This window comes from Sphingomonas montana (assembly GCF_001956315.1).
GTDB classification, from domain to species: Bacteria; Pseudomonadota; Alphaproteobacteria; order Sphingomonadales; family Sphingomonadaceae; genus Sphingomonas_R; species Sphingomonas_R montana.
Map to the genome: position 1 here is coordinate 142270 of NZ_MOLY01000037.1, position 21461 is coordinate 163730.

Annotated in this window: 21 protein-coding genes; 10 read left to right on the forward strand and 11 right to left on the reverse strand. The window is 67.6% G+C overall.

The window, feature by feature from the left end; translation table 11 throughout:
* Positions 1-134: 134 nt before the first annotated feature.
* The 3 genes from kduD to BKY59_RS11120 all read left to right on the forward strand — a co-directional run bounded on the left by kduD (position 135) and on the right by BKY59_RS11120 (position 3624).
* Positions 135-890 (forward strand): 2-dehydro-3-deoxy-D-gluconate 5-dehydrogenase KduD, encoded by a 756-nt coding sequence (kduD, locus tag BKY59_RS11110; protein WP_076071482.1) that lies wholly within the window; start codon positions 135-137, stop codon positions 888-890.
* Positions 887-1912 carry a sugar kinase gene (locus BKY59_RS11115; protein WP_076071483.1) on the forward strand — a complete coding sequence of 342 codons (1026 nt, stop codon included), beginning with the start codon at positions 887-889 and terminating at the stop codon, positions 1910-1912. The genes kduD and BKY59_RS11115 overlap by 4 nt, the downstream gene beginning before the upstream one ends.
* A 167-nt stretch (positions 1913-2079) precedes the next feature.
* Entirely contained in the window at positions 2080-3624 is a 1545-nt protein-coding gene (locus tag BKY59_RS11120) for a carboxylesterase/lipase family protein (protein WP_076071485.1), read from the forward strand.
* 90 nt (positions 3625-3714) lie between these two features.
* On the opposite strand, the gene BKY59_RS11125 is transcribed toward BKY59_RS11120, so the two are convergent.
* From BKY59_RS11125 to BKY59_RS11135, 3 genes are all read right to left on the reverse strand, one after another.
* Positions 3715-5022 carry a sensor histidine kinase gene (locus BKY59_RS11125; RefSeq protein WP_083672072.1) on the reverse strand — a complete coding sequence of 436 codons (1308 nt, stop codon included), beginning with the start codon at positions 5020-5022 and terminating at the stop codon, positions 3715-3717.
* A 133-nt stretch (positions 5023-5155) separates the two neighbouring features.
* The gene (locus BKY59_RS11130) at positions 5156-5821 is read right to left on the reverse strand and encodes a response regulator transcription factor (protein ID WP_076071487.1); all 666 of its coding nucleotides are present in this window, start codon (positions 5819-5821) and stop codon (positions 5156-5158) included.
* 230 nt (positions 5822-6051) lie between these two features.
* Complete coding sequence (locus BKY59_RS11135; RefSeq protein WP_240500069.1) at positions 6052-6354, reverse strand: hypothetical protein; 303 nt, start codon at positions 6352-6354, stop codon at positions 6052-6054.
* 85 nt (positions 6355-6439) lie between these two features.
* On the opposite strand from BKY59_RS11135, the gene BKY59_RS11140 reads away from it, so the two are divergent.
* Positions 6440-8221, forward strand: coding sequence for an ABC-F family ATP-binding cassette domain-containing protein (locus tag BKY59_RS11140; protein ID WP_076071490.1), 1782 nt, complete (start codon positions 6440-6442; stop codon positions 8219-8221).
* Positions 8222-8307: 86 nt separating this feature from the next.
* Here the strand turns inward: BKY59_RS11140 and BKY59_RS11145 are convergent, their stop codons facing one another.
* Complete coding sequence (locus tag BKY59_RS11145; protein WP_076071492.1) at positions 8308-8901, reverse strand: glutathione S-transferase N-terminal domain-containing protein; 594 nt, start codon at positions 8899-8901, stop codon at positions 8308-8310.
* A gap of 255 nt (positions 8902-9156) precedes the next feature.
* Positions 9157-9978: an ATP-binding protein gene (locus tag BKY59_RS11150; protein WP_076071494.1), complete on the reverse strand. Its 822-nt coding sequence runs from the start codon at positions 9976-9978 to the stop codon at positions 9157-9159.
* A gap of 126 nt (positions 9979-10104) precedes the next feature.
* Here BKY59_RS11150 and BKY59_RS11155 point away from each other — a divergent pair, with 126 nt between their 5' ends.
* The 3 genes from BKY59_RS11155 to BKY59_RS11165 are packed head-to-tail and all read left to right on the forward strand — an operon-like array spanning position 10105 to position 11245.
* Positions 10105-10404 (forward strand): SCP2 sterol-binding domain-containing protein, encoded by a 300-nt coding sequence (locus BKY59_RS11155; protein ID WP_076071496.1) that lies wholly within the window; start codon positions 10105-10107, stop codon positions 10402-10404.
* Positions 10405-10409: 5 nt separating this feature from the next.
* Positions 10410-10862, forward strand: coding sequence for a PaaI family thioesterase (locus tag BKY59_RS11160; protein WP_076071498.1), 453 nt, complete (start codon positions 10410-10412; stop codon positions 10860-10862).
* Positions 10859-11245 carry a PaaI family thioesterase gene (locus BKY59_RS11165; protein WP_240500070.1) on the forward strand — a complete coding sequence of 129 codons (387 nt, stop codon included), beginning with the start codon at positions 10859-10861 and terminating at the stop codon, positions 11243-11245. Before BKY59_RS11160 ends, BKY59_RS11165 begins: the two co-directional genes overlap by 4 nt.
* A 112-nt stretch (positions 11246-11357) precedes the next feature.
* Here BKY59_RS11165 and BKY59_RS11170 read toward each other — a convergent pair whose 3' ends face one another.
* The 5 genes from BKY59_RS11170 to typA all read right to left on the reverse strand — a co-directional run bounded on the left by BKY59_RS11170 (position 11358) and on the right by typA (position 17364).
* On the reverse strand, positions 11358-12491 hold the full coding sequence (locus BKY59_RS11170) for an acyl-CoA dehydrogenase family protein (RefSeq protein ID WP_076071500.1): 1134 nt from the start codon (positions 12489-12491) through the stop codon (positions 11358-11360).
* A 37-nt stretch (positions 12492-12528) separates the two neighbouring features.
* Positions 12529-13686, reverse strand: a complete 1158-nt coding sequence (locus BKY59_RS11175) for an acyl-CoA dehydrogenase family protein (RefSeq protein WP_076071502.1) — start codon at positions 13684-13686, stop codon at positions 12529-12531.
* A gap of 130 nt (positions 13687-13816) precedes the next feature.
* On the reverse strand, positions 13817-14902 hold the full coding sequence (locus tag BKY59_RS17415; protein WP_129586356.1) for a hypothetical protein: 1086 nt from the start codon (positions 14900-14902) through the stop codon (positions 13817-13819).
* 15 nt (positions 14903-14917) lie between these two features.
* The gene (locus BKY59_RS11185; protein ID WP_240500071.1) at positions 14918-15451 is read right to left on the reverse strand and encodes a GNAT family N-acetyltransferase; all 534 of its coding nucleotides are present in this window, start codon (positions 15449-15451) and stop codon (positions 14918-14920) included.
* 71 nt (positions 15452-15522) lie between these two features.
* Positions 15523-17364 carry a translational GTPase TypA gene (typA, locus tag BKY59_RS11190; RefSeq protein ID WP_076071505.1) on the reverse strand — a complete coding sequence of 614 codons (1842 nt, stop codon included), beginning with the start codon at positions 17362-17364 and terminating at the stop codon, positions 15523-15525.
* 419 nt (positions 17365-17783) lie between these two features.
* On the opposite strand from typA, the gene BKY59_RS11195 reads away from it, so the two are divergent.
* From BKY59_RS11195 to BKY59_RS11205, 3 genes are all read left to right on the forward strand, one after another.
* Complete coding sequence (locus tag BKY59_RS11195) at positions 17784-18998, forward strand: toxic anion resistance protein (protein WP_076071507.1); 1215 nt, start codon at positions 17784-17786, stop codon at positions 18996-18998.
* Position 18999: 1 nt separating this feature from the next.
* Positions 19000-19704 carry an HAD family hydrolase gene (locus BKY59_RS11200; protein WP_076071509.1) on the forward strand — a complete coding sequence of 235 codons (705 nt, stop codon included), beginning with the start codon at positions 19000-19002 and terminating at the stop codon, positions 19702-19704.
* 75 nt (positions 19705-19779) lie between these two features.
* Positions 19780-20886: a GGDEF domain-containing protein gene (locus BKY59_RS11205; RefSeq protein ID WP_076071510.1), complete on the forward strand. Its 1107-nt coding sequence runs from the start codon at positions 19780-19782 to the stop codon at positions 20884-20886.
* A 219-nt stretch (positions 20887-21105) separates the two neighbouring features.
* Here BKY59_RS11205 and BKY59_RS11210 read toward each other — a convergent pair.
* A partial coding sequence (locus BKY59_RS11210) for an OST-HTH/LOTUS domain-containing protein (RefSeq protein WP_206362058.1) occupies positions 21106-21461 on the reverse strand: 356 nt, incomplete at its 5' end.

Here is a 21461-nt window from a genome sequence, read left to right on the forward strand (position 1 = left end):
CGACGCTTGCCGCCCGTCGCTTCCTCCGGGAAGGGTGGGCGGCCGGCACCGCGCCCGCCACGCCCGGATCCACCGGCCAAGTCGTCCTTATCCGCCCTCTGACACGGCCAGGGGGTCGCAGCAGAGAGAACCCCATGACCAATCCCTTCGACCTGACCGGCAAGGTCGCGATCGTCACCGGCGCCAATACCGGCATCGGCCAGGCGATCGCCGTCGCCCTCGCCACCGCCGGCGCGGACATCGCCGCCGTCGGGCGCAGCGCGTGCGACGAAACGCTGGCGCTGGTCGAAGGGGTCGGACGCAAGGCGATCTTCCTGCGTGCCGATCTGGGCACCATCGCCCCCGTCGCCGGGCTGGTCGCCGATACCGTCGCGCAGCTCGGCCGGCTCGACATCCTCGTCAACAATGCCGGCATCATCCGCCGCAACGACGCGGTCGATTTCACGGAGGAGGATTGGGACGCGGTGATCGACACCAACCTCAAATCCACCTTCTTCCTCTGCCAGGCCGCCGGTCGCCACATGATCGCCGCCGGTTCGGGGCGGATCATCAACATCGCCTCGATGCTCAGCTTCCAGGGCGGCATCCGCGTGCCCAGCTACACCGCGTCCAAGTCCGGCGTCGCGGGCCTGACCAAACTGCTCGCCAACGAATGGGCGGCCAAGGGCGTCACCGTCAACGCGATCGCCCCCGGCTATGTCGCGACCAACAACACGGCCGCACTCCAGGCGGACGAGGCGCGCAACAAGTCGATCCTCGACCGGATCCCCGCCGGCCGCTGGGCCGATCCCGCCGACATGGGCGGTGCCGCGGTGTTCCTCGCCAGCCGGGCGGCCGACTATGTCAACGGCCACATCCTGGCGGTCGACGGCGGCTGGCTCGCGCGATGAGCCCGTCTCCGACCCGCGGCCGCATCGCCTGCTTCGGTGAGATCATGCTCCGCATGACCGCTCCCGGCCGCGAACTGCTGCTCCAAAGCGCGCGGCTCGACGTGTGCGTCGGCGGGGCGGAGGCGAACGTCGCGACCGGTCTCGCCTGTCTCGGCCATCATGCGCGAATGGTCGGCATCCTGCCTACCAACACACTGGGTGCCGCGGCGCTCGGCGAATTGCGGCGGCACGGTGTCGACGTGTCCACGCTCGGCTCCGCGCCCGGCCGGATGGGGCTATATTTCCTCACCCCCGGTGCCGGCCTGCGCGCATCCGATATCGTCTACGATCGCGCGTACAGCGCCTTCGCCCTGGCCGCGGCCGACGCGATCGACTGGACCGCCGCGCTCGCCGGCATGGACTGGCTCCATCTGTCCGGCATCACCCCCGCGCTCGGCCCCGTCCCCGCGCAGGCCGCGTTGCGCGCGGTCGCCGCGGCCAGGGCGGCCGGCGTGAGGATCAGCTTCGACGGCAACTACCGTGCCCGGCTGTGGGAGGCATGGGACAGCGACCCGCGCACCATCCTGACCGAACTCGTCGCGTCCGCCGACCTGTTCTTCGGCAATCACCGTGACATGGCGCTGCTGCTCGGCAAGCCGTTCGACGGCGCGGGCGAGGATCGCCGCCGCCATGCGGCAGAGGCGGCGTTCGGCGCCTTCCCCAACCTGCGCTGGATCGCGTCGACCGCCCGTCATGTCGACGACGCCGACCGCCACCGCCTGTCGGCGCGCATCGACACGCCCGAACGCGACTGGCAGACGCAGGAGATCGTCGTCGCCGGCATCGTTGACCGGATCGGCGGCGGCGATGCGTTCGCGGCCGGCATCCTCCACGGCCTGCTGTCGGGCCAGGACGAGGAGTCCGCCGTCGCCGCCGGCCTCGCGCTCGCCTGCCTCAAACATTCGCTGCCCGGCGACGCCAGCCTGTTCGGCCAGTCGGACATCGACGCCTTCCTCGAAGGCGGGCTGGACGTCCGCCGCTGATTTGGTTCGCCTCCGTCCAACCAAAGCGATGTCACGTCGGGTCACTTCCCCACCCGGTTTGGTTCGCGCCTGTCGAGAACCCTGCGCGGGGTCCCCGACAGGCGCGAACCAAACGGCGGAAGGCCTTTCGATCGTGAAGGGCGGCGCGTGACGGAGAAACCCAGGCCATGACCACCCGCCGCACGATCCTGACCGGCACCGCCGCCGCGACACTCGCCGCCCTGCTCCCGGCCGCCACCCGCGCAGCGGCGCGCGACACGCTCGTCCGCACTTCCGCCGGCGCGTGGCGCGGCACGGTCGAGGACGGTCTCCACGTCTTCCGCGGCGTCCGCTACGGACAGGATACCCGCACCACGCGGTTCCAGCCGCCGCGCGCGCCACTGCCCGCCCGCGCCATCGCCGACGCCACCCGCTTCGCCCTGTCCGCCCCACAGGCGAAGGCACCGAACGCGGTCAGCGAGGATTGCCTGTTCCTCAACATCTGGACGCCCGGCCCGGACGCGCGCGCGAAACGGCCGGTGCTGCTCTACATCCATGGCGGGGCCTATGCGAACGGCAGCGTCGTCGATCCGCAGAACGACGGCCGCCACCTCGCCGCCGGTGGCGACGCGGTCGTGGTCACGGTCAATCACCGGCTGAACGCGTTCGGCTATCTCTATCTCGCACGCCTGTCGGAACGCTTCGCCGACAGCGGCAATGCGGGCCAGCTCGACCTCATCCTCGCGCTGCGCTGGGTGCGCGACAACATCGCCGCATTCGGTGGCGACCCGGCTCAGGTCATGGTCTTCGGCCAGTCGGGCGGCGGGGCCAAGATCGCCACGTTGATGGGCACGCCCGCCGCCGCCGGCCTGTTCCGCGCGGCCGCCACCATGAGCGGGCAGCAGGTCACCGCCTCCGGTCCCCAGAATGCCACCCGCCGCGCCCGCGCCTATCTCGATCAGTTGAAGGTCAGCGACCCCGAAGCGCTGCTCGACCTGCCGATGGAACGGCTGCTCGACGCCTTGTCCGCGCACGATCCGATCCAGACCGGCGGCGTCTATTTCGGCCCCGTGCTGGACGATCGCGCGCTGCTGCGCCATCCCTTCTGGCCGGACGCCCATCCGCAATCGAATGGTATCCCGCTGATCCTGGGCAACACGCATGACGAAACGCGCGGCTTCTTCGATTCTGCGCGCGCACCGCTGCTCGGGCTCGACTGGTCGAACCTGGCCGATCGGATGGGGCCGGAACTACGCGTCGACATCCTGCCCGAAACCGTCGTCGCCGCCTATCGCGGCTGGATGCCCGCCGCCTCGCCCGCCGACATCTTCTTCGCGGCCACGACCGCCGGCCGGTCCTGGCGCGGCCAGATCGAGGAAGCGGAGGCCCGCGCCCGCGCCGGTGTCCCGGCCTGGGTGTACCAACTCGATTTTCCCGCCCCGCTCGCCCCGGCGAAGGGCGCGTTCCACACGCTCGACATCGCGCTTGTCTTCGGCACGCTGGACGCACCCGGTTCGCTTACCGGCACCGGCCCCGACGCCCGCCGGGTCAGCGCGGCGATGCAGGCCGCGTTCCTCGCCCATGCCCGCGGCCACTCGCCCGGCTGGCCCGCGTACACCCTCGACCGCCGCACCACGATGCTGTTCGACGCCCGCTCCCGCCCGGTCGAAGACCCCCGCCGCGACCAGCGCCTGCTGTTCGCGAAGGTCCCCTACATTCAGCCCGGCAGCTAGGCGTCCCGGTCAGCGCAAATCTGTCGTCATCCCAGACTTGATCCGGGATCCGGGGACGCAGGCGCGGTACTTGAAACTCGCGCCACCCCGTCACGCCACCGCAGGCAGCCGCAACCGCGCGAGCAGACCACCCAGATCCTCGCTCTCCTCCAGCGCGATCGTTCCTTCGTAAATCTCCACCACGTCACGCACGATCGCGAGGCCCAGCCCCGTACCCGGCTTGCCGGTGTCCAGCCGCGCGCCGCGTTCGAACAGCAAAGTGCGCTCCGCCTGCGGAATTCCCGCGCCGTCGTCCTCCACCATGATCTCCACGAACCCCGCCTCGCGCAGCACGGTGACGAATACCCGACCCTGCCCGTATTTCGCGGCATTCTCGATCAGGTTGCCTAGCATCTCCTCCAGGTCCTGATGCTCGACATGCGCCACCGCGGTCTTGTCACCGTCCAGGTCGATCGTGACGTGGCGGTACAGCCGGCTCACCGCGCGCTCCACGGCCTTCAGCGCGGTCCACACCTCGGCCCGGCTCTGCGCCGAACCGCGCCGGCCCACGGCCCGCGCGCGCGCCAGATGATGGTCCACCTGTCGACGCATCGTCGTCGCCTCGCGGATCACCGTTGCGGTCAGGTCTGGCGAATGGGCCGACGCTTCGTTCATGATGACGGTCAGCGGCGTCTTCAGCGCATGCGCCAGGTTCCCCGCGTGGCGTCGCGCCTCTTCCGCCTGCCGCTCGTTATGCGCCAGCAGGTCGTTCAGTTCCTCCACCATCGGTGCGATCTCGATCGGCAACCGGTCGTCCACCCGCGCGATCGCGCCCGTCCGCACCATCGCGATCGACCGGCGCACGCGGCGCAGCGGCCACAGGCCGAACGTCGCCTGCAACGCCGCCATCACGATCAGGCCCAGCCCCAGGATCACGAAAGCCTTGACGATCGTCTTGCGCAGCACCGCGATCTGTTCGTCCAGCCCGCTCCGGGTCTGCGCCACCTGGAACCGCCAGAGCGCGCGCGATCCGGGCAGGGTCACGTTGCGCTCCAGGATGCGCAGCGTGTCGTCCCGAAACTCCTTGCTGTCATAGGCGTGGATCGCCTGCAGGTCGGTGTGCTGCGGTATCGCCAGCTGCCGGTCCCAGAGCGAGCGCGACACGAACGGCTCCAGCTTCGGGGCCGACACCTGCCAGTACAGCCCGCTATTGGGTTCCAGGAACCGCTGGTCGCCCAGCGGACGGTTGAACTTCACCTCTCCCATCGAATCAATTTCCGACGATGCGATCATCGCCTGCATCACATATTCCAGCTGCGCATCGAAGGTCCGCGTGATGGCGGACCCCAGCAACCGGTCGAGCGCAACGCCGCCCCCCAGCAACAGGACGACGATCCACACCGCCGCGATGCCGATCATCCGGCGGGTCAGCGATCCCGTCGCGCGGTGCGTATCGACGATATGGTCGTCGACCCGGAACTGCCGCCCGAACAGCGCGGCGATCCCGTTCGCGGCCGTCCGCCACCAGGGGTCGCGCACCGCCGGCACGGCGTCAGCCATCCGTATCTTCCAGGCTGTAGCCGAGGCCGCGGATCGTGGTGATGACGTCCGGCCCCAGCTTCTTGCGGATCCGCGTCACGAACACCTCGATCGTGTTCGAATCGCGGTCGAAATCCTGATCGTAGATATGCTCGATCAATTCCGTCCGGCTCACCACCTTGCCCTTGTGGTGCAGCAGGTAACTCAGCAGCTTATACTCCTGCGCGGTCATCTTCACCGGTTCGCCGGCCAGCGTCACCTTGCCGCTGCGCGTGTCCAGCCGTACGTCGCCCGCGGTCAGCTCGGACGATGCGTTACCCGATGCCCGGCGGATCAGCGCGCGCAACCGGGCGATCAGCTCCTCCGTCTGGAACGGCTTGGCCAGATAATCGTCCGCTCCCGCATCCAGCCCGGCGACCTTGTCGGACCAGCTGTCGCGCGCGGTCAGCACCAGCACGGGGAAATCCTTTCCCTCCTTGCGCCAGCGGTCCAGCACCGTCAGCCCGTCGACCCCCGGCAGGCCGAGGTCGAGCACCACCGCGTCATAGCTCTCGCTCGCGCCCAGGAAATGCCCGTCCTCGCCGTCCGTCGCCAGGTCGATCGCATAGCCGGCCCCCTCCAGCGTCGCGCGCAACTGCCGCCCCAGATTGGGTTCGTCCTCGACGATCAATACACGCATGTTCAGGGCTCCATCGCTTCAAGGGACTGCTCCACACCAAAGCGGGGGGAAGATCAAGTTTCGTGGCACCGCCGAAACCGGGTCATATCAATGCCGCGACCGTCATCCCAGCGGCCGCTGGGATCCATTATCACTTCGGTCGCCGGCAACCGAGAGCGTAGCGATAATGGATCCTGACTTCCGTCAGGATGACGAGATACGGCGGCAGTCTGTCATCGGGGCTCCGTAAATCACTCGCCCGACCGCCCGATGACCGCCCCGGTCCGCCCGTCCACATCCAGCCACAGCACGGCCCCGCCGCGCATGAATTTCAACCGGTATGTCGCGGTCTGCGCATCAAATTCCGGCCCGAGATACCGCGCACCCATCATCCGCGGGATCACCCGGTCCTCGATCTCGCGCAGCGACTTGATCTTGCCGGACCGACGCGCCTCCGCCGCGGCATTCTGGTCCCGCGAGCGCTCCGCTCGCGCCGCGGCCGGAACCGCGGCGATCTGGCTCGCCGCCAGCGCACACAGGATTAACGTCTTCATATTCATGGCGACGTGGCATAGGGCGGCGGCATTGAACAGGCCGTGAATATCGCGCGGCCTCCATATTCTCGGTGATTGTTGCACGATGTCCGCACCCATTCTCGCCTATGAAGATCTCGGCCTGGTCCAGGGCCATGGCTGGCTGTTCCGCAACCTCGACATCTATGTCGGCCCGCGCGACCGGCTGGCGCTCATCGGCCGCAACGGCGCGGGCAAAACCACGCTGCTGAAACTGCTCGGCAACCGCATCGATTGCGACGAGGGGCGTCGCACCATCGTGCCGGGCAGCCGTGTCATCCTGCTGGAACAGGAACCTGCCATGACCGGGTTTGCCACGCTCCGCGACTACGCCATGTCCGCAGCACCCGGCGAGGCGGAGCCCGCCGTCCACGAAGTCGAATCGATCGCCGACCAGATCGGCATCGACCTCGACCGCGAAGCCGCCACCGCATCGGGGGGCGAGCGCCGCCGCGCCGCCATCGCCCGCGCGCTCGCCATGGACCCGGACGTCCTGCTCCTCGACGAGCCGACCAACCATCTCGATATCGCCGCGATCGACTGGCTCGAACAATGGCTGAACCGCTTCAACGGTGCGTTCGTCGCGATCAGCCATGACCGAACCTTCCTCACCCGCCTGACGAAACAGACGCTCTGGCTCGACCGCGGCGGCATCCGCCGTGCGGAAATCGGGTTCGGCGGGTTCGAGGCGTGGACCGAACGCGTCCATGACGAGGAACAGCGCAACGCCGAGCGCCTCGATGCGAAGCTAAAGATCGAAGAGCATTGGATGCTGCGCGGCGTCACCGCGCGTCGCCGCCGCAACCAGGGCCGCCTCACCAAGCTGGTCGAGATGCGCGCCACCCGCAAGGCAATGCTCGGGCCGCAGGGCACCGCCCGGCTCAGCATCGGCACCGACGACGTCCGCACCAAGACGGTCATCGACGCCGAGCATGTGACGAAGGCCTATAACGGCCGCACGATCATCAAGGATTTCAGCTTCCGCGTCACCCGCGGCGACCGCATCGGTCTGGTCGGCGCGAATGGTGCCGGCAAGTCGACGCTGCTGAAATTGCTGACCGGCGAGGTCGAACCCGACGAGGGCCGCGTGAAGCTCGCGAAAACGCTCGACGCCGTCGTGATCGATCAGCAGCGCAGCCTGATGGCGCCCGACAAGCGGGTCCGCGACGTGCTCGCCGACGGCGGCGACTGGATCGACGTGCAGGGCGTCCGCAAGCACATCCACGGTTACCTGAAGGAATTCCTGTTCGACCCGTCGATGACGGAGGCGCGCGTCGCGACGCTCTCCGGCGGCGAACGCTCGCGCCTGCTGCTCGCGCGCGAATTCGCCCGGCGCTCCAACCTCCTCGTGCTGGACGAGCCGACCAACGATCTCGACCTCGAAACGCTCGACCTGTTGCAGGAGGTGATCGCCGACTATGACGGCACCGTCCTGATCGTCAGCCACGACCGCGACTTCCTCGACCGCACCGTCACGGTCACGCTCGGCCTGGACGGCAGCGGCCATGTCGACATCGTCGCGGGCGGCTACGAGGACTGGGAACGCCAGCGCGCGCCCAAGCGCGAACCGAAGAAGGCGAGCACCAAGTCCGCCCCCGAGGCCCCGAAGATCGCGAAAAAACTCACCTACAAGGACCAGCGCGACCTCGACCTGCTTCCCAAGGAGATTGAAAAGCTCGAAGCCACCATCAAGCGCGACGAGGCCCTCCTCGCCGACCCCGCCCTCTACGTCCGCGACCCCAAGAAATTCGATACGCTGATGGCCTCGATCGCCGCCACCCGCACCAAGAAGGAAGCCGCCGAGCAACGCTGGCTCGAACTGGCGGAACAGTCCGAAAGCCTGGGCTGAGCCGTCCTGCCTTTCGAACTCGTCATCCCGGACTTGATCCGGGATGACGACCATGCCGACAGGTAGCTGTCGTCCTCGGACCGGTCTTACGCCAGCCCTTCCTCGCGCATCGCCTGCTGCACGGAGGCCCGCGCACCCAGCCGGGTGAAATGCGCCATGGTCTGCGGCGGCAGGTCCATCCCCACCTTGTTCACCGCCCAGTTCATCGTCACGAACAGATAACAGTCCGCCACCGTAAAGTCCGGCCCGGCCAGATAGGCGTCGCGGGTCAGCATCTCCTCCACCAGCGCGAACCGCTTGGTCAGCATCGCGCGCGCCTCGTCGCGCTCCAGCTCGCTCGCCGCCGGGTTGAAGTACGGCTTGAAGTTCTTGTGCAGCTCGCCCGAGACATAGGCGGTCGCCTCGATCACGCGATACCGACCGATCCCGTCCGCCGGCATCAGCGTTCCGGACGTGTCCGCAATCCAGTTCAGGATCGCCAAGTTCTCGGTCAGCACGGTCCCGTCGTCCAGCGCGATCGCCGGCACATATCCCTTTGGATTGACCGCCAGATAATCCGCTCCGTCCTCGGTCGTCTTGGCCTTCAGGTCGACGCGGACCAGTTCATACGCGATCCCCGCCTCGATCAGCGCGATATGATCGGCCATCGCGCATGTCGCGGGGGCATAATAAAGCTTCATCGAAACCTCCTGAATTACGGGCGCCACGCCCCGGATCGCCACGATAACGCCGCAATCCCGAACCCGCCGCATCGAAGTTTCGACCCGCACCCTGCGGTCAGGAAAACCCCAACCTCATCCCCGTCATCCTGACGAAGGTCGGGATCCATTACCACTCCGCTAGCAGCCAACCCGCAGCGTAACGATAATGGATTCCAGCGTCCGCCGGGATGACGACTTCGAACGCGCACGTTGCCGCCGCGCGCGATCAAACTCTCAAACCCGGCGCCCGGCCCGCCCCGCCAGTTCCACGACATATTGCCAGGCCACGCGCCCCGATCGCCCGCCCCGCGTAGTGGCCCAGCCGACGGCATCCATCGGATCGAACGGCAATCCCAGCCGCGCCGCATAGCCCGCAACCATCGCCAGATATGCGCCCTGGTCCGCGACATGAAACCCCAGGCTCAGTCCGAACCGGTCGGCCAGCGCCAGCCGGTCGTCCACCACGTCGCGCGTGTTGATGGCGGCGTCCTGTTCCGCCATGTCGCGCGGCACGATGTGGCGGCGGTTGGCGGTGACATATACGCGCACATTGCCCGGCCGCGCCTCCGCCCCGCCCTCCAGCAACGACCGGAGCAGGCGCGGCGCACCTGCGTCGTTGTCGAACCCCAGATCGTCCACGAACAGGATGAACGCGCGCCCGACGGGGGCCAGCCGGTCGAACAAAGCCGGCAGCGTCGCGATCCGGTCGCCCGCCACCTCGACCAGCGCGATGTCCAGCCCGTCCGCCTGCAGAGCCCCGACGCTGGCCTTCACCACCGCGGACTTGCCCGACCCGCGCGCACCCCACAGCAGCGCGTCGTGCGCAGCATGGCCCTGCGCCAGCCGCCGGCCATTCTCGACCAGCACCGCCTTCTGGGCATCGATCCCGACCAGCGCTTCAAGCGGCAGCGGCGCGAATGCCCGCGCCGCGACCAGCGCCCCGTCGCGCCAGATGTAGGCCGGGTGCGTCGCGGCGTCCGCCGATACCGGAACCGGCGGCGCGATCCGTTCCAGCGCCGCCGCGATCCGCTCCATCGCGCGCATGTCGTCATCCATTCAGCTTCACCTTCCTGTCTCAACCCGCCGCCTACAGCAGCAGCCGGTTTGTACCAGCCCGCACCACGATGCTTGACGTTCGCGTCAAGCAGGCTATCGCGGTCCCGTTATTCCAAGGAGCCGAATATGACCAAGTCCGACATGGCCGCCAAGTTCGCGCAGGCAGACGCATTCGTCGCCGGCAAGAAGGTGAAGATCGATTTCGGTCCGGAGGGCGTCATCCTGCTCGACGGCGTCGCCCGCGAAGTGACCGAGGCGGACGGCGACGCCGATTCCACCGTCAAGGTGTCGTGGGAAGATTGGCAGGCGCTGGCCGGCGGCACGCTCAACCCGATGACCGCGTTCATGTCCGGCAAGTTGAAGGTCGAAGGCGACATGTCCGTCGCGATGCAGCTGCAGAGCGTGCTCGGCAAGATCGGCGGCTGATCCCGGTGGCGGACCGCGTCGGGCCGGTCGCGGATGCGACGTTCGATCCGGCGCGGTTCGCCCGCTTGCTGTCCGGGCTGGGCCACAATGCCTGGCTCGGGCTGGGCTATGTCGCGCACGGGCCGGACTGGGTCGACCTGCGGCTGCCCTATGCCGATACGCTGATCGGCGATCCCGATACCGGCGTGCTGGCGTCCGGGCCGATCGTGGCGTTGATGGACATGGCGACCAGCATGGCGGTGTGGACGCGCGTCGCCGCCTTCATGCCGCTGGCCACGCTCGATCTGCGGGTCGATTATCTGCGCGCCGCTGTGTCCGGCCGCGCCGTCATCGGCCACGGCGAATGTTACCGCCTGACCCGTCGGATCGGTTTCGTCCGCGGCCAGGCGCATGACGGCGATCCCGACGATCCGGTCGCGCATGTCGCCGGCACATTCATGTTCACCGACGCGGCATGATGCAGCTGCCGCCCTATGCGCGCACGCTCGGCATCTTGATCCACGAGGATGACGACCCGGACGTCGCGCCGCACCTCCGCCTGCCGCCTGCCGATCATCTGATGGGCCGCCCGGGGTTCCTCCACGGCGGCGCGCTCTCCGGCCTGCTCGAAATGGCCGGTATCCTGGCCGCGCGGCAGGCGTTCGGCGACGCGTACGTCGCGATCAAGCCGATCGGCATGACCGTCGATTTCCTGCGCGGTGCCCGCTTCGTCCCCACCTTCGCCCGCGGCCTGCTGGTCCGCAACGGCGCGCGCATCACCGCCGTCGCGGTCCACGCCTGGCAGGACGACGAGACCCGCCCCGTCGCCACCGCGCGGATGAACCTGTCGCTGGCACGGTGAGGCGCGAGCGTTCTACGCAGTGTCACCACACCCCTTCGACGTCGCGGTATTGAAGAGGTAGCGTCGAGCCTACGACCCAGAGGCGGGGCCAGCTTGTCCAGGCCCCCCTACCTCAAAACCCGTTCATCACCGCCAGCCGGTCCGCCTGGAAAGCCGCATCACCGAACCATTCCTGCAACACGCGGTCGCGCTTCATGTACAGGCCGATGTCATATTCGTCGGTCATGCCGATCCCGCCGTGCATCTGCACGCCTTCCTGCACCGCCAGCGTCGCCGCCTGCCCGGCCTTCGCCTTGGCCACCGCCACCCATTTGGGTGCATCGGCATGTTCCGCGTCCAGCATCTGCTGCGCCTTCAGCGTCGCGGCGCGCGCAATCTCCAGCTCGGAATACAGATGCGCCGCGCGGAACTGCAACGCCTGGAACGTCCCGATCTCGCGCCCGAACTGCCGCCTCGTCTTCAGATAATCGACCGTCAGGTCCAGCGCTGCACCGCCCACGCCGACCAGTTCGGCCGCCGCCCCCGCCCGCCCGGCATCCAGCATCCGCGACAGCAGACCCCAGCCGCCGTCGACCTCGCCGATCACCGCATCGGCATCCACCGCCACCCCGTCGAACGCCAGTCGTGCCGCCATACCGCTATCGGCCAGCCGCACGCTCTCGACATCCAGCCCCTCGCTCGCCCGCGGCACCGCGAACAGCGTGATGCCGGCTTCCTCGCCCGCCGCGCCCGCCGTCCGCGCGGCCACGATCAGCAGGTCCGCCGTCCCGCCCTGCACCACGAACGTCTTGCTACCCGTCAGCCGGAACCCGTTGCCCGACCGCTCGGCCCGCAACGCGATGGCCGCGGGCCGGTGCTTGGCTCCCTCGTCCACGGCGATCCCGATCGTCGCGCTGCCGGTCACCACATCGGGCAACCACCGCCCGCGCACCGCGTCGTCGGCCGCCGCCAGCACCGTCACGCCCGCCACCGCGGTCGCCAGGAAGGGCGACGGCGTCAGGTTACGCCCGATCGCCTCCAGCACGATCCCCGCCTCGACATGGCCCAGTCCGGATCCGCCCGCCGTCTCCGGCACCAGCACGCCCGCCAGCCCCATCTCCCCGAACCGTGCCCACAGCTCGCGCGACCAGCCCGCCGCGTCATGCCCGTCGCGCAAGCGCCGCAGGTGGCGCGGCCCTTCCTCGCCCAGCATCGGTCCGACCATGTCCTTCAACATGATCTGGTCGTCGGTCAGATATAACGGCATGCAGCTCTCCGGAATTAGGTCGCAAGCGGCGTGGGCGTCAGCCCGGCAGCGCCAGGATGCGCTTGGCGACGATCCCCAGCTGGATCTCGCTCGTGCCCCCCTCGATCGAATTGCCCTTGCTGCGCAGCCAGGTCCGCGCCGCCGCACCCGTGTTCGACCGCGCGCTGTCCCATTCCAGCGCGTCCGATCCACCCGCCGCCATCGCCAGTTCGGACCGCTGCTTGTTCAGTTCGGTCCCGGCATATTTCATCATCGATGGCTGGGCCGGGTGCGCCTGCCCCGCCTTCAACTCGTCGATGAACCGTTCGGACATCGCCTGGAACGCATAGGCATCGACGTCGAACGCCGCCACCAGCGCCCGCAACCCCGGATCGCCGATATCGGTCAGCGTCCGCCCCAACGACGGATCCCCCGCCGCCAGGCCCATGCCCGAAATCATCTCGCGCTCATGACCGAGCAGATATTTTGCGACGTCCCAGCCGCGGTTTACCGCGCCGACCACCTGATCCTTCGGCACGCGCACATCGTCGAAGAACGTCTCGCAGAAGGGCGAACTGCCCGAAATCAGCAGGATCGGCTTCGTCGTGACGCCGGGCGATGCCATGTCGAACAGCAGGAAGGTGATCCCCTTCTGCTTCTCCGTCGCATCGGTCCGCACCAGACAGAAGATCCAGTCCGCCTTGTCGGCATAGCTGGTCCACACCTTTTGGCCGTTCACCAGCCAGTGATCGCCCCTGTCGTCCGCGCGCGTCTGCAACGAAGCGAGGTCGGAGCCCGCCCCTGGCTCGGAATAGCCCTGGCACCACCGGATTTCGCCGCGCGCAATCTGTGGCAGGTAATGCAGCTTCTGCGCCTCGCTGCCATATTCCAGCAACGCGGGCCCCAACATCGAAATCCCGAACGAATAGAGCGGACTGCGCGCCCCAATCGCCTTCATCTCCGCCCGCAGGATCTTGGTCTCCGCCGGCGTCAGCCCACCACCGCCATAGGCCACCGGCCAGTCGGGCACGGTCCAGCCCTTGGCGGCCATCCGATCCAGCCAGACCTTCTGCTCCGGACAGGAAAAGGTCGGGTTCCGCCCACCCCAGCACAGATCCTCATCCCCACGGACGGGCGCCCGCATCTCCGCGGGGCAATTCGCCTCCAGCCAATCGCGCACTTCCGCGCGGAACACATCCTCATCCACAACGGCCATCACGGCTCTCCTCTTTATCAAAGGATGCCCGCACCTGACGTTAACGTAAAGGCAAAACTGTCAGCATTGCAACTAAGGCGGCACCGACTACCGCGACGGGGTCCAGCCTACCAGCGACGCTACCGCCAACCTAGTCCTTCGCGAGTATATCCGCTTGCGGCGTAACATCCAATATCGTCAGCTTTCCTCTGGTCAGCTCGGCGGCCGCCAGAAACCTCCCCGACCCCATCGAGAACGTCGTTTTCGCCAACAAAACGCCGTCATCCGTAAGGCAGAGCAATTCACCGTAATCGAACGTCGTAACTGTCGAGGTGTAGTTGACGCATTTCTCGTTCAGAACATTCCTGGGCGCGTCGGGCGTCGCCACTTTCAGTACTCCGAACATCGGACGCGGTATTGAACCTTCTGTTCGCGACACATCGAGCCGCCGCAGTCGGCCGCTTGCGTCCTCCGAAACCGAGATACGAAGCGCCGGACTTGCATAGGTCCGGTTGCGCCCTCGATGGCCCGTTTCGATTGTCGACCAGTATTCACCTACCCGGCGTACGTCGAGCGTGGGAACAGGCCGACCGTTCGAACTACTCGGACCGACCAACCTGACGTGGTGGTTACGGCCGGCGGGCGCACGGGCCGGCCATCGTCCCCACGCATCCAAGTTGAACAGATCGCGCGGCGGTGCCGCGGCGTCGGATCGCACGGCCGTTCGCGAGAAAGACAGGGTCCGTGCCGAACTCAAGACGATGCCCGACGATCCTACGACACGCTGCCACAGCATGATACCGTCGTGCGTCAAGCAATTTTGTTCTACAATGCCGTCCCACCGGAATTCCCAGACCTTGCAAGTTTCTCCCAAGGCGACATCCGAAGCGTTGGTCAGCACGAAGACCCCTTCGCTCGATTCCTGAATTCCGCTAATGTTCATCGACGCGTAAGCACCGTCCGGCTGTTGGCTGAACTGCACCGACTTGCTGGAACGCAGGTCCGCGATAGCTATCCTGACCCGGCCGTCCTCGACCGTCGTCTCACGCTGCCAGTGACCCGACCGGACGATCGTAGTTTTCTCATCAACCTTCGGCCCCCACCCGCGATCCACCGACAGAACTGCGACATGATCCATTGCGACTGGGACGGTAAAGCGGGTCCATGACGGTTTGCTGAGCGGCGCCGCTGGTTGAGTGACGGCGGCCACTGCCGCAAGAATGACGGGGATCAGCATACCGGCAAGTGTCCGTCATCCTGCGTCCGCAGGCAAGCCGACCGCCACCCGCACCATCAGGTCATCCTCGTCCGCATGGCTCCCCACCATGAACACATACCGCCCCACCCGCTCAAACCCGTTGCGTTCGTAGAAGCGTCGCGCGCGGTGGTTGTCGATATAGACCGACAGAATCACTGCAGCCGCCCCGCGGACCGCCGCGGTCGCGAACACGCGGTCTAGCAAGGCCTGCCCCGCCCCGCTGCCCTGCGCGTCGGTCAGCAGGTATAGCTGCCGCAGTTCCAGCGCCGGCCCCTCGACCTCCACCGGTAGTGACGGCGGTCCGACCTTCGCATAGCCAACGATCCGCCCGGCATGTTCGGCGATGTGAAACACCAGATCCGGATCCGCCAGTTCCGCGGCCCAGCGCTCCGCCCCGAACTGCCCCAGGAACGCCGCCAGATCCTCTGCCGCATAAAGATGCCCGAACGTCGCGACGAAGCTCGCCTCGAACAGCGCCGCCACCGCCGGCGCATCCGCCGGCCCACCCAACCGATAGTCCATCACCATCACCCCAAAACAGAAGGGGCCGCCGTCCCGCATGGAACGACGACCCCCTTTCGAGAACCAGACCTGAAGGATCAGGCCGCCTTGGACCGCGACGCGCGCTTGCGCTCGTTCGGGTCGAGGTGGCGCTTGCGCAGCCGGATCGACTTCGGCGTCACTTCGACCATCTCGTCGTCGTCGATGTACGCGATCGCCTGCTCAAGCGTCGCGCGCTTGGGCGGGCTGAGGCGCACCTGGTCGTCCTTGCCGCCGCTTGCGCGGAAGTTGGTCAGCGCCTTGGTCTTCATCGGGTTGACCTCGAGGTCGTCCGTCTTGGCGTTCTCGCCGACGATCATGCCCTCGTACAGCTGCTCGCCGTGGCCGATGAACAGGATGCCGCGCTCCTCGAGCGGACCCAGCGCATAGTTGTTCGCTTCGCCCGTGCCGTTGGAGATCAGCACGCCGTTCTTCCGGCCCTCGATCGTGCCCTTGTGCGGCCCGTACTTCTCGAACAGCCGGTTCATGATGCCCGTGCCGCGCGTGTCGGACAGGAATTCACCATGATAACCGATCATGCCGCGCGACGGTGCGGAGAAGGTGATGCGCGTCTTGCCGCCGGTCGATGGCCGCATGTCGGTCATCTCCGCCTTGCGCAGGTTCATCTTCTCTACGACCGTGCCCGAATGCTCGTCGTCCACGTCGATGATGACGGTCTCGTACGGCTCGGTTTTGTTGCCATGCTCGTCCTCGCCAAACAGCACGCGCGGGCGCGAAATGCCCAGCTCGAACCCTTCGCGGCGCATCGTCTCGATCAGCACGCCCAGCTGCAACTCGCCGCGGCCCGCGACTTCGAAGCTGTCCTTGTCGGATGCCTCAACGACCTTGACCGCCACGTTGCTCTCGGCTTCGCGCATCAGGCGGTCACGGATCATCCGCGACGTCACCTTGGTGCCCTCACGCCCTGCCATCGGCGAATCGTTGACGGCGAAACGCATCGACAGCGTGGGCGGATCGATCGGCTGCGCGTGCAGCGGCTCCGTCACCGTGATGTCGGCGATCGTGTCGGCCACGGTCGCGATCGACAGGCCGGCCAGCGAGATGATGTCGCCTGCCTTCGCCTCGTCGACCGGCACGCGCTCCAGCCCGCGATACGACATGATCTTGGACGCGCGGCCCGTCTCGACGATCTTGCCATCGTTGTTCAGCGCGTGGATCGGCTGGTTGATCTTGATCGTGCCGGAATTGACGCGCCCCGTCAGCACGCGGCCGAGGAAGTTGTCGCGGTCGAGCAGGGTGACGAGGAACGTGAACGGCACGTCCTCCACTTCCACCTTGGGGGCGGGCACATGCTTCACGATCGTCTCGAACATCGGGATCAGCGTACCTTCGCGCGCGTCCATGTCGGTCGATGCATAGCCGTTGCGGCCGGATGCATAGAGCACCGGGAAATCGAGCTGCTCGTCATTGGCGTCGAGCGAGACGAACAGGTCGAACACCTCGTCCAGCACTTCCTGGATGCGCGCGTCGGAACGGTCGACCTTGTTCACGACCACGATCGGCTTCAGGCCCAGCGCCAGCGCCTTGCCCGTCACGAACTTGGTCTGCGGCATCGCGCCTTCGGAACTGTCGACCAGCAGGACGACGCCGTCGACCATGCTCAGGATGCGCTCCACTTCGCCGCCGAAATCGGCGTGGCCGGGCGTGTCGACGATGTTGATGCGGATGCTCTCGCTGGCGCCCGGCGGGGTCCAGTCGACCGAGGTCGGCTTGGCCAGGATCGTGATGCCACGCTCCTTTTCCAGGTCGTTGCTGTCCATCGCGCGCTCTTCGATGCGCTGGTTGTCGCGGAAAGTGCCGGACTGGCGGAACAGCTGGTCGACCAGCGTGGTCTTGCCATGATCGACGTGCGCGATGATGGCCACGTTGCGGAGGCTCATGGATAATCCTGATAACGAGAAATGATCGGGGCGGCGCATAGCCGAAAACCGCCGCAGCGCAAAGGTGTGTTGTTCCACACTCTTTCACGACGCGCGCCCTGACCCAGGCATCGCCCCCGTCATCCCGGCGGACGCCGGGATCCATTATCACTCCGCCCGCCCGTATCGCTGCGGCCGCAGCGGACATGCTCCCGACGCCACCCGCGCGCACCGGAACCGGACGCACCTTCCCCGCCGCAACCACACCCCGCGCCCCCGACCGGAGCGATAGTGGATTCCGGCCTCCGCCGGAGTGACGGGCTTGTCGGTCGGCACCACCCCCACCCCCAAAACCCGTATTACCCAAGCATCACACTTGATCCGTCCCGCATACCCGTCCATCCTGCCTTCCACAGACGCGCAACCAGGACAGGCACGACATGGCGACGGCAGGCTCCCCCGATGCGACCGGCGGCGCGCAGGACGATCTGGTGCTGCAACCCCCGCCCCCCGTCCGCGCGGTCACCGCGGAACGCGCCGCGGGCCTGGTCCCGCTCGACGACACGCAACGCGGCCAGCTGAACGAAAAGGTCGAGGGCTTCGTCACCAAGCTCGTCGCGGCCGACGCGAACAGCCCCGAGTTCGGCGCGCAGGTCGACGCCATCACCAACATGGGCCGGCGCGAGATCGCGGAGGCCGCCGGCCAGTCCAACCGCTTCCTCGATCGTCCGGTCCGCGCGATGGACGAGGAAGGGTCGGTCGGCACCGACCTGGCCGAGCTGCGCCGCACGATCGAGGACCTCGATCCCGGCCGCCACGCGCTCGCCCCGCGCAAGCTGTTCGGCATCCTGCCGTTCGGCAACAGCATGAAGAACTATTTCGACGGCTATAAGAGCGCACAGACCCACATCGCCGCGATCCTCGCCCGGCTCGCCTCGGGCAAGGACGAACTGCTGCGCGACAACGCCGCGATCGATGTCGAACGGCAGACGCTGTGGGCCGCGATGGGCCGGCTGGAACAGATGATCCACATCTCCCGCGCGCTCGACGCCCGGCTGGAGGACACCGCCGCCGACCTGGAGATCAGCGACCCCGCCAAGGCCAAGGCGATCAGGGAAACCGCACTGTTCTATGTCCGCCAGCGCAGCACGGACCTGCTGACGCAGATGGCGGTCACCGTGCAGGGCTATCTCGCGCTCGATCTGGTGAAGAAGAACAATGTCGAGCTGGTGAAGGGCGTCGACCGCGCATCGACCACCACGGTCGCGGCGCTGCGCACCGCCGTCACCGTGGCGCAGGCGCTGACCGCGCAGAAACTGGTGCTGGGGCAGATCACGGCGCTCAACACCACCACCGCCAACATCATCGACAGCACGGGCGAGCTACTCCGCACGCAGACCGGGCAGATCCACGCGCAGGCCGCCGCCTCCACCATCCCGCTCGAAACGCTCAAGCGCGCGTTCCAGAACATCTACACCACGATGGACACGATCGACGCGTTCAAGGTGCAGGCGCTGGCCTCGATGAAGCAGACCGTCGACGTGCTGACCGACGAGGTCGACAAGTCCCGCGGCTACATCGCGCGGGCGGAGGGTGCCCAGTCCGCAATCTCGGGGCCTGCCGCGACCGCCGATCCGTTCCGCCTGGACCGCTGAGATGCACGACAGCGACCGCGTGATGGAGAATGCCGACGCCGTCCTGCGCCGCGTGAGCGAGGGCAACCGTGCCCGCGTCGCCCGCCGCCGGGCGCGCCGCCGCCGCCGGAACAGCCAGACGGCCAAGCGACTGTTCATGGTCACCATCGCGGTCACGCTCGTCACGGTCGTTGCGGGGCTGATCGCGCCGATCGGCATGACCGGCGCGATCCTGTTCGGGATCGCGATGGCGATCGCCTGGACGCTGGTCATGCTCGCGTCGGCCGAGCCGGAGGCGCGCGCCGCCGATCTGGCCGCGCCCGACATCGCACGCCTGCCCGCCCGCACCGAAAGCTGGCTGGAACAGCAACGCCCCGCGCTGCCCGCCCCCGCCATCACCCTGGTCGACGCGATCGGGCTGAAGCTCGAAACACTTAGCCCCCAGCTCGCCACGCTCGACCCCGCCACCCCCGCCGCGGCCGACCTGCGCAAACTGATCGGCGAGGAATTGCCCGAACTCATTACCGGCTACCGCCGCGTGCCCCCCGCCCTGCGCGATGGTGCGGCCCGCTCCGGCCTGCATCCGGATCGCCAGCTGCTCGACGGGCTGGCGGTGGTGGACGAGGAACTGGCGCGCATGGCCGAACGCATCGCGGACGGCGACCTCCACCGGCTGGCCACGCAGGGTCGCTTCCTCGAACTGAAATATCGCGGCGACGCCAGCTGAACCGACAATCTCTCGTTGGCGCGACGTGAGACGATCCTTCAGGGTTTGTTGACGACGATCTGCTAGTCCGCGCCGATGTCCGGCCGTCTCCTCATCGATCCCGAACCCGACCCGGTCTATATCGAACTCGTAACCGGGCTGTTCGACATTGCGGGGCCGACCTGGATCGTCAGCCTCATGTATACGGCGCTCGGCACCTACCTCAGCTTGACGCTGGGCGATCCGATCACGGCCGCGCTGACCCTGGGTGGGGTCCTTACGCTCATTCCGCGGCTGCTGCTGCTGCGCGCCTTCCGCCGCACGCGCCACCGGAACGGCGGGATGATCCCGGACGCGGCCACCGCTGCGACCTGGGAACTGCGCTACAGCCTGGGTTTGATCCTGTTCTCCGCCTTCGTCAGCGCGCTGGGCCTGCGGATGTTCGCGATCGGTGATCCGGCGCTGCAGATGCTGACCGTGGCGATGATGTTCGGTTTTTCGTCCGGCCTGATCTCTCGCGTATCGGTGCGTCCGCTCGTCTGCATGCTGGCGCTGGCGGTCACCACGGTCCCGGTCATCGTCGCTGCCTGGCTGCATCCGGAGGCCCATCACACCGTCTTGTCGCTTGGCATCCTGCTGTTCCTGCTCGCCGCGTTCGGCACCGTCCGCTACGGCTATGACGCGGCACGCCGCCACATCACGATCGCGCAGGAAATGGCGACGGTCGCCCGCAACGACCCGCTGACCGGCCTGCTGAACCGCTTCGGCCTGCGCCAGGCGTTCGGCAAGATCCGGCCCACCAGCGGCGCGCCGATGCTGGCGGTGCACTATTGCGACCTGGACGGGTTCAAGCCCGTCAACGACAAATATGGCCACCCCGCCGGCGATGCGGTCCTGGCCGAGGTTGCCGCCCGCATCCGCACCCGCTTGCGCCCGACCGATCTTGCGGCCCGCGTCGGCGGGGACGAATTCGTCGTCATCCAGGTGCCCGTCCGCCATGGGGACGAGGTCGCGACCTTCGCGGCACATCTGCAGGCCTGCTTCGTCGAGGCTTACGGCGTGGTGCCGTCGGGCGTCCGGGTCGGCGCATCGATCGGCTCCACGCTCGGCACCGCCCCCCGCCCCGATCTCGATGTCCTGCTGGCCGAGGCAGACCGCGCGCTCTACGCCGCGAAACAGGCCCGCCGCGATCCCGGCAGCTGACGGGTAGGACCGTTGGACCGCTGCGTGGATTGCGGCATTCGCCACCCGTCCATCCCGAGCGCAGTCGAGGGCTCCGTCGAGCGCAGCCGAGACGTCGACAGCGTCACTGGATTACGCTCGGGGAACACTTCTCGACTACGCCCGCCCCCCGAATGCAAGATCAGCCAGGTCCGGGCATATCGCCAGCCAGACCCACAAACCGGACCGATGAAAAACCCCTTACCGGCTGCGGCGCACCGGCGTCGTGCTCAGCCGTTCGACATATAACCGGTCGCCTCCGGTCGCGACCTTTTCGCGCAGGATGTCGTAACCCGGCTCGTTCTCGACCAGGTCGGACAGCTTGCGCATGCCATAGTTGCGCGGGTCGAAGTCGGGCATCAGCTTCTGGATCTGCGCGCCGACCACCGCCAGGTGTACGCGCTTGTCGTCGCCGATCACCGCGTCGAACGCCTCGTCCAGCGCCGGGCGGAAGTCGGCGGGTGACGCCAGCGTCGCCGTCGGTGCCGGCGTCGGCGCTGCGACCGGCGCGGCCGGCGCACGCGCCACGTCGGTCCGCGCCACCTCCGCCCGCGGGG

Bases quoted from the DNA above. Each gene is read 5' to 3' on its own strand.
- kduD (WP_076071482.1), top strand. From the start codon at position 135: ATGACCAATCCCTTCGACCTGACCGGCAAGGTCGCGATCGTCACCGGC.
- BKY59_RS11115 (WP_076071483.1), top strand. From the start codon at position 887: ATGAGCCCGTCTCCGACCCGCGGCCGCATCGCCTGCTTCGGTGAGATC.
- BKY59_RS11120 (WP_076071485.1), top strand. From the start codon at position 2,080: ATGACCACCCGCCGCACGATCCTGACCGGCACCGCCGCCGCGACACTC.
- BKY59_RS11125 (WP_083672072.1), bottom strand. From the start codon at position 5,022: ATGATCGGCATCGCGGCGGTGTGGATCGTCGTCCTGTTGCTGGGGGGC.
- BKY59_RS11130 (WP_076071487.1), bottom strand. From the start codon at position 5,821: ATGCGTGTATTGATCGTCGAGGACGAACCCAATCTGGGGCGGCAGTTG.
- BKY59_RS11135 (WP_240500069.1), bottom strand. From the start codon at position 6,354: ATGAAGACGTTAATCCTGTGTGCGCTGGCGGCGAGCCAGATCGCCGCG.
- BKY59_RS11140 (WP_076071490.1), top strand. From the start codon at position 6,440: ATGTCCGCACCCATTCTCGCCTATGAAGATCTCGGCCTGGTCCAGGGC.
- BKY59_RS11145 (WP_076071492.1), bottom strand. From the start codon at position 8,901: ATGAAGCTTTATTATGCCCCCGCGACATGCGCGATGGCCGATCATATC.
- BKY59_RS11150 (WP_076071494.1), bottom strand. From the start codon at position 9,978: ATGGATGACGACATGCGCGCGATGGAGCGGATCGCGGCGGCGCTGGAA.
- BKY59_RS11155 (WP_076071496.1), top strand. From the start codon at position 10,105: ATGACCAAGTCCGACATGGCCGCCAAGTTCGCGCAGGCAGACGCATTC.
- BKY59_RS11165 (WP_240500070.1), top strand. From the start codon at position 10,859: ATGATGCAGCTGCCGCCCTATGCGCGCACGCTCGGCATCTTGATCCAC.
- BKY59_RS11170 (WP_076071500.1), bottom strand. From the start codon at position 12,491: ATGCCGTTATATCTGACCGACGACCAGATCATGTTGAAGGACATGGTC.
- BKY59_RS11175 (WP_076071502.1), bottom strand. From the start codon at position 13,686: ATGGCCGTTGTGGATGAGGATGTGTTCCGCGCGGAAGTGCGCGATTGG.
- BKY59_RS17415 (WP_129586356.1), bottom strand. From the start codon at position 14,902: ATGCTGATCCCCGTCATTCTTGCGGCAGTGGCCGCCGTCACTCAACCA.
- BKY59_RS11185 (WP_240500071.1), bottom strand. From the start codon at position 15,451: ATGGTGATGGACTATCGGTTGGGTGGGCCGGCGGATGCGCCGGCGGTG.
- typA (WP_076071505.1), bottom strand. From the start codon at position 17,364: ATGAGCCTCCGCAACGTGGCCATCATCGCGCACGTCGATCATGGCAAG.
- BKY59_RS11195 (WP_076071507.1), top strand. From the start codon at position 17,784: ATGGCGACGGCAGGCTCCCCCGATGCGACCGGCGGCGCGCAGGACGAT.
- BKY59_RS11200 (WP_076071509.1), top strand. From the start codon at position 19,000: ATGCACGACAGCGACCGCGTGATGGAGAATGCCGACGCCGTCCTGCGC.
- BKY59_RS11205 (WP_076071510.1), top strand. From the start codon at position 19,780: ATGTCCGGCCGTCTCCTCATCGATCCCGAACCCGACCCGGTCTATATC.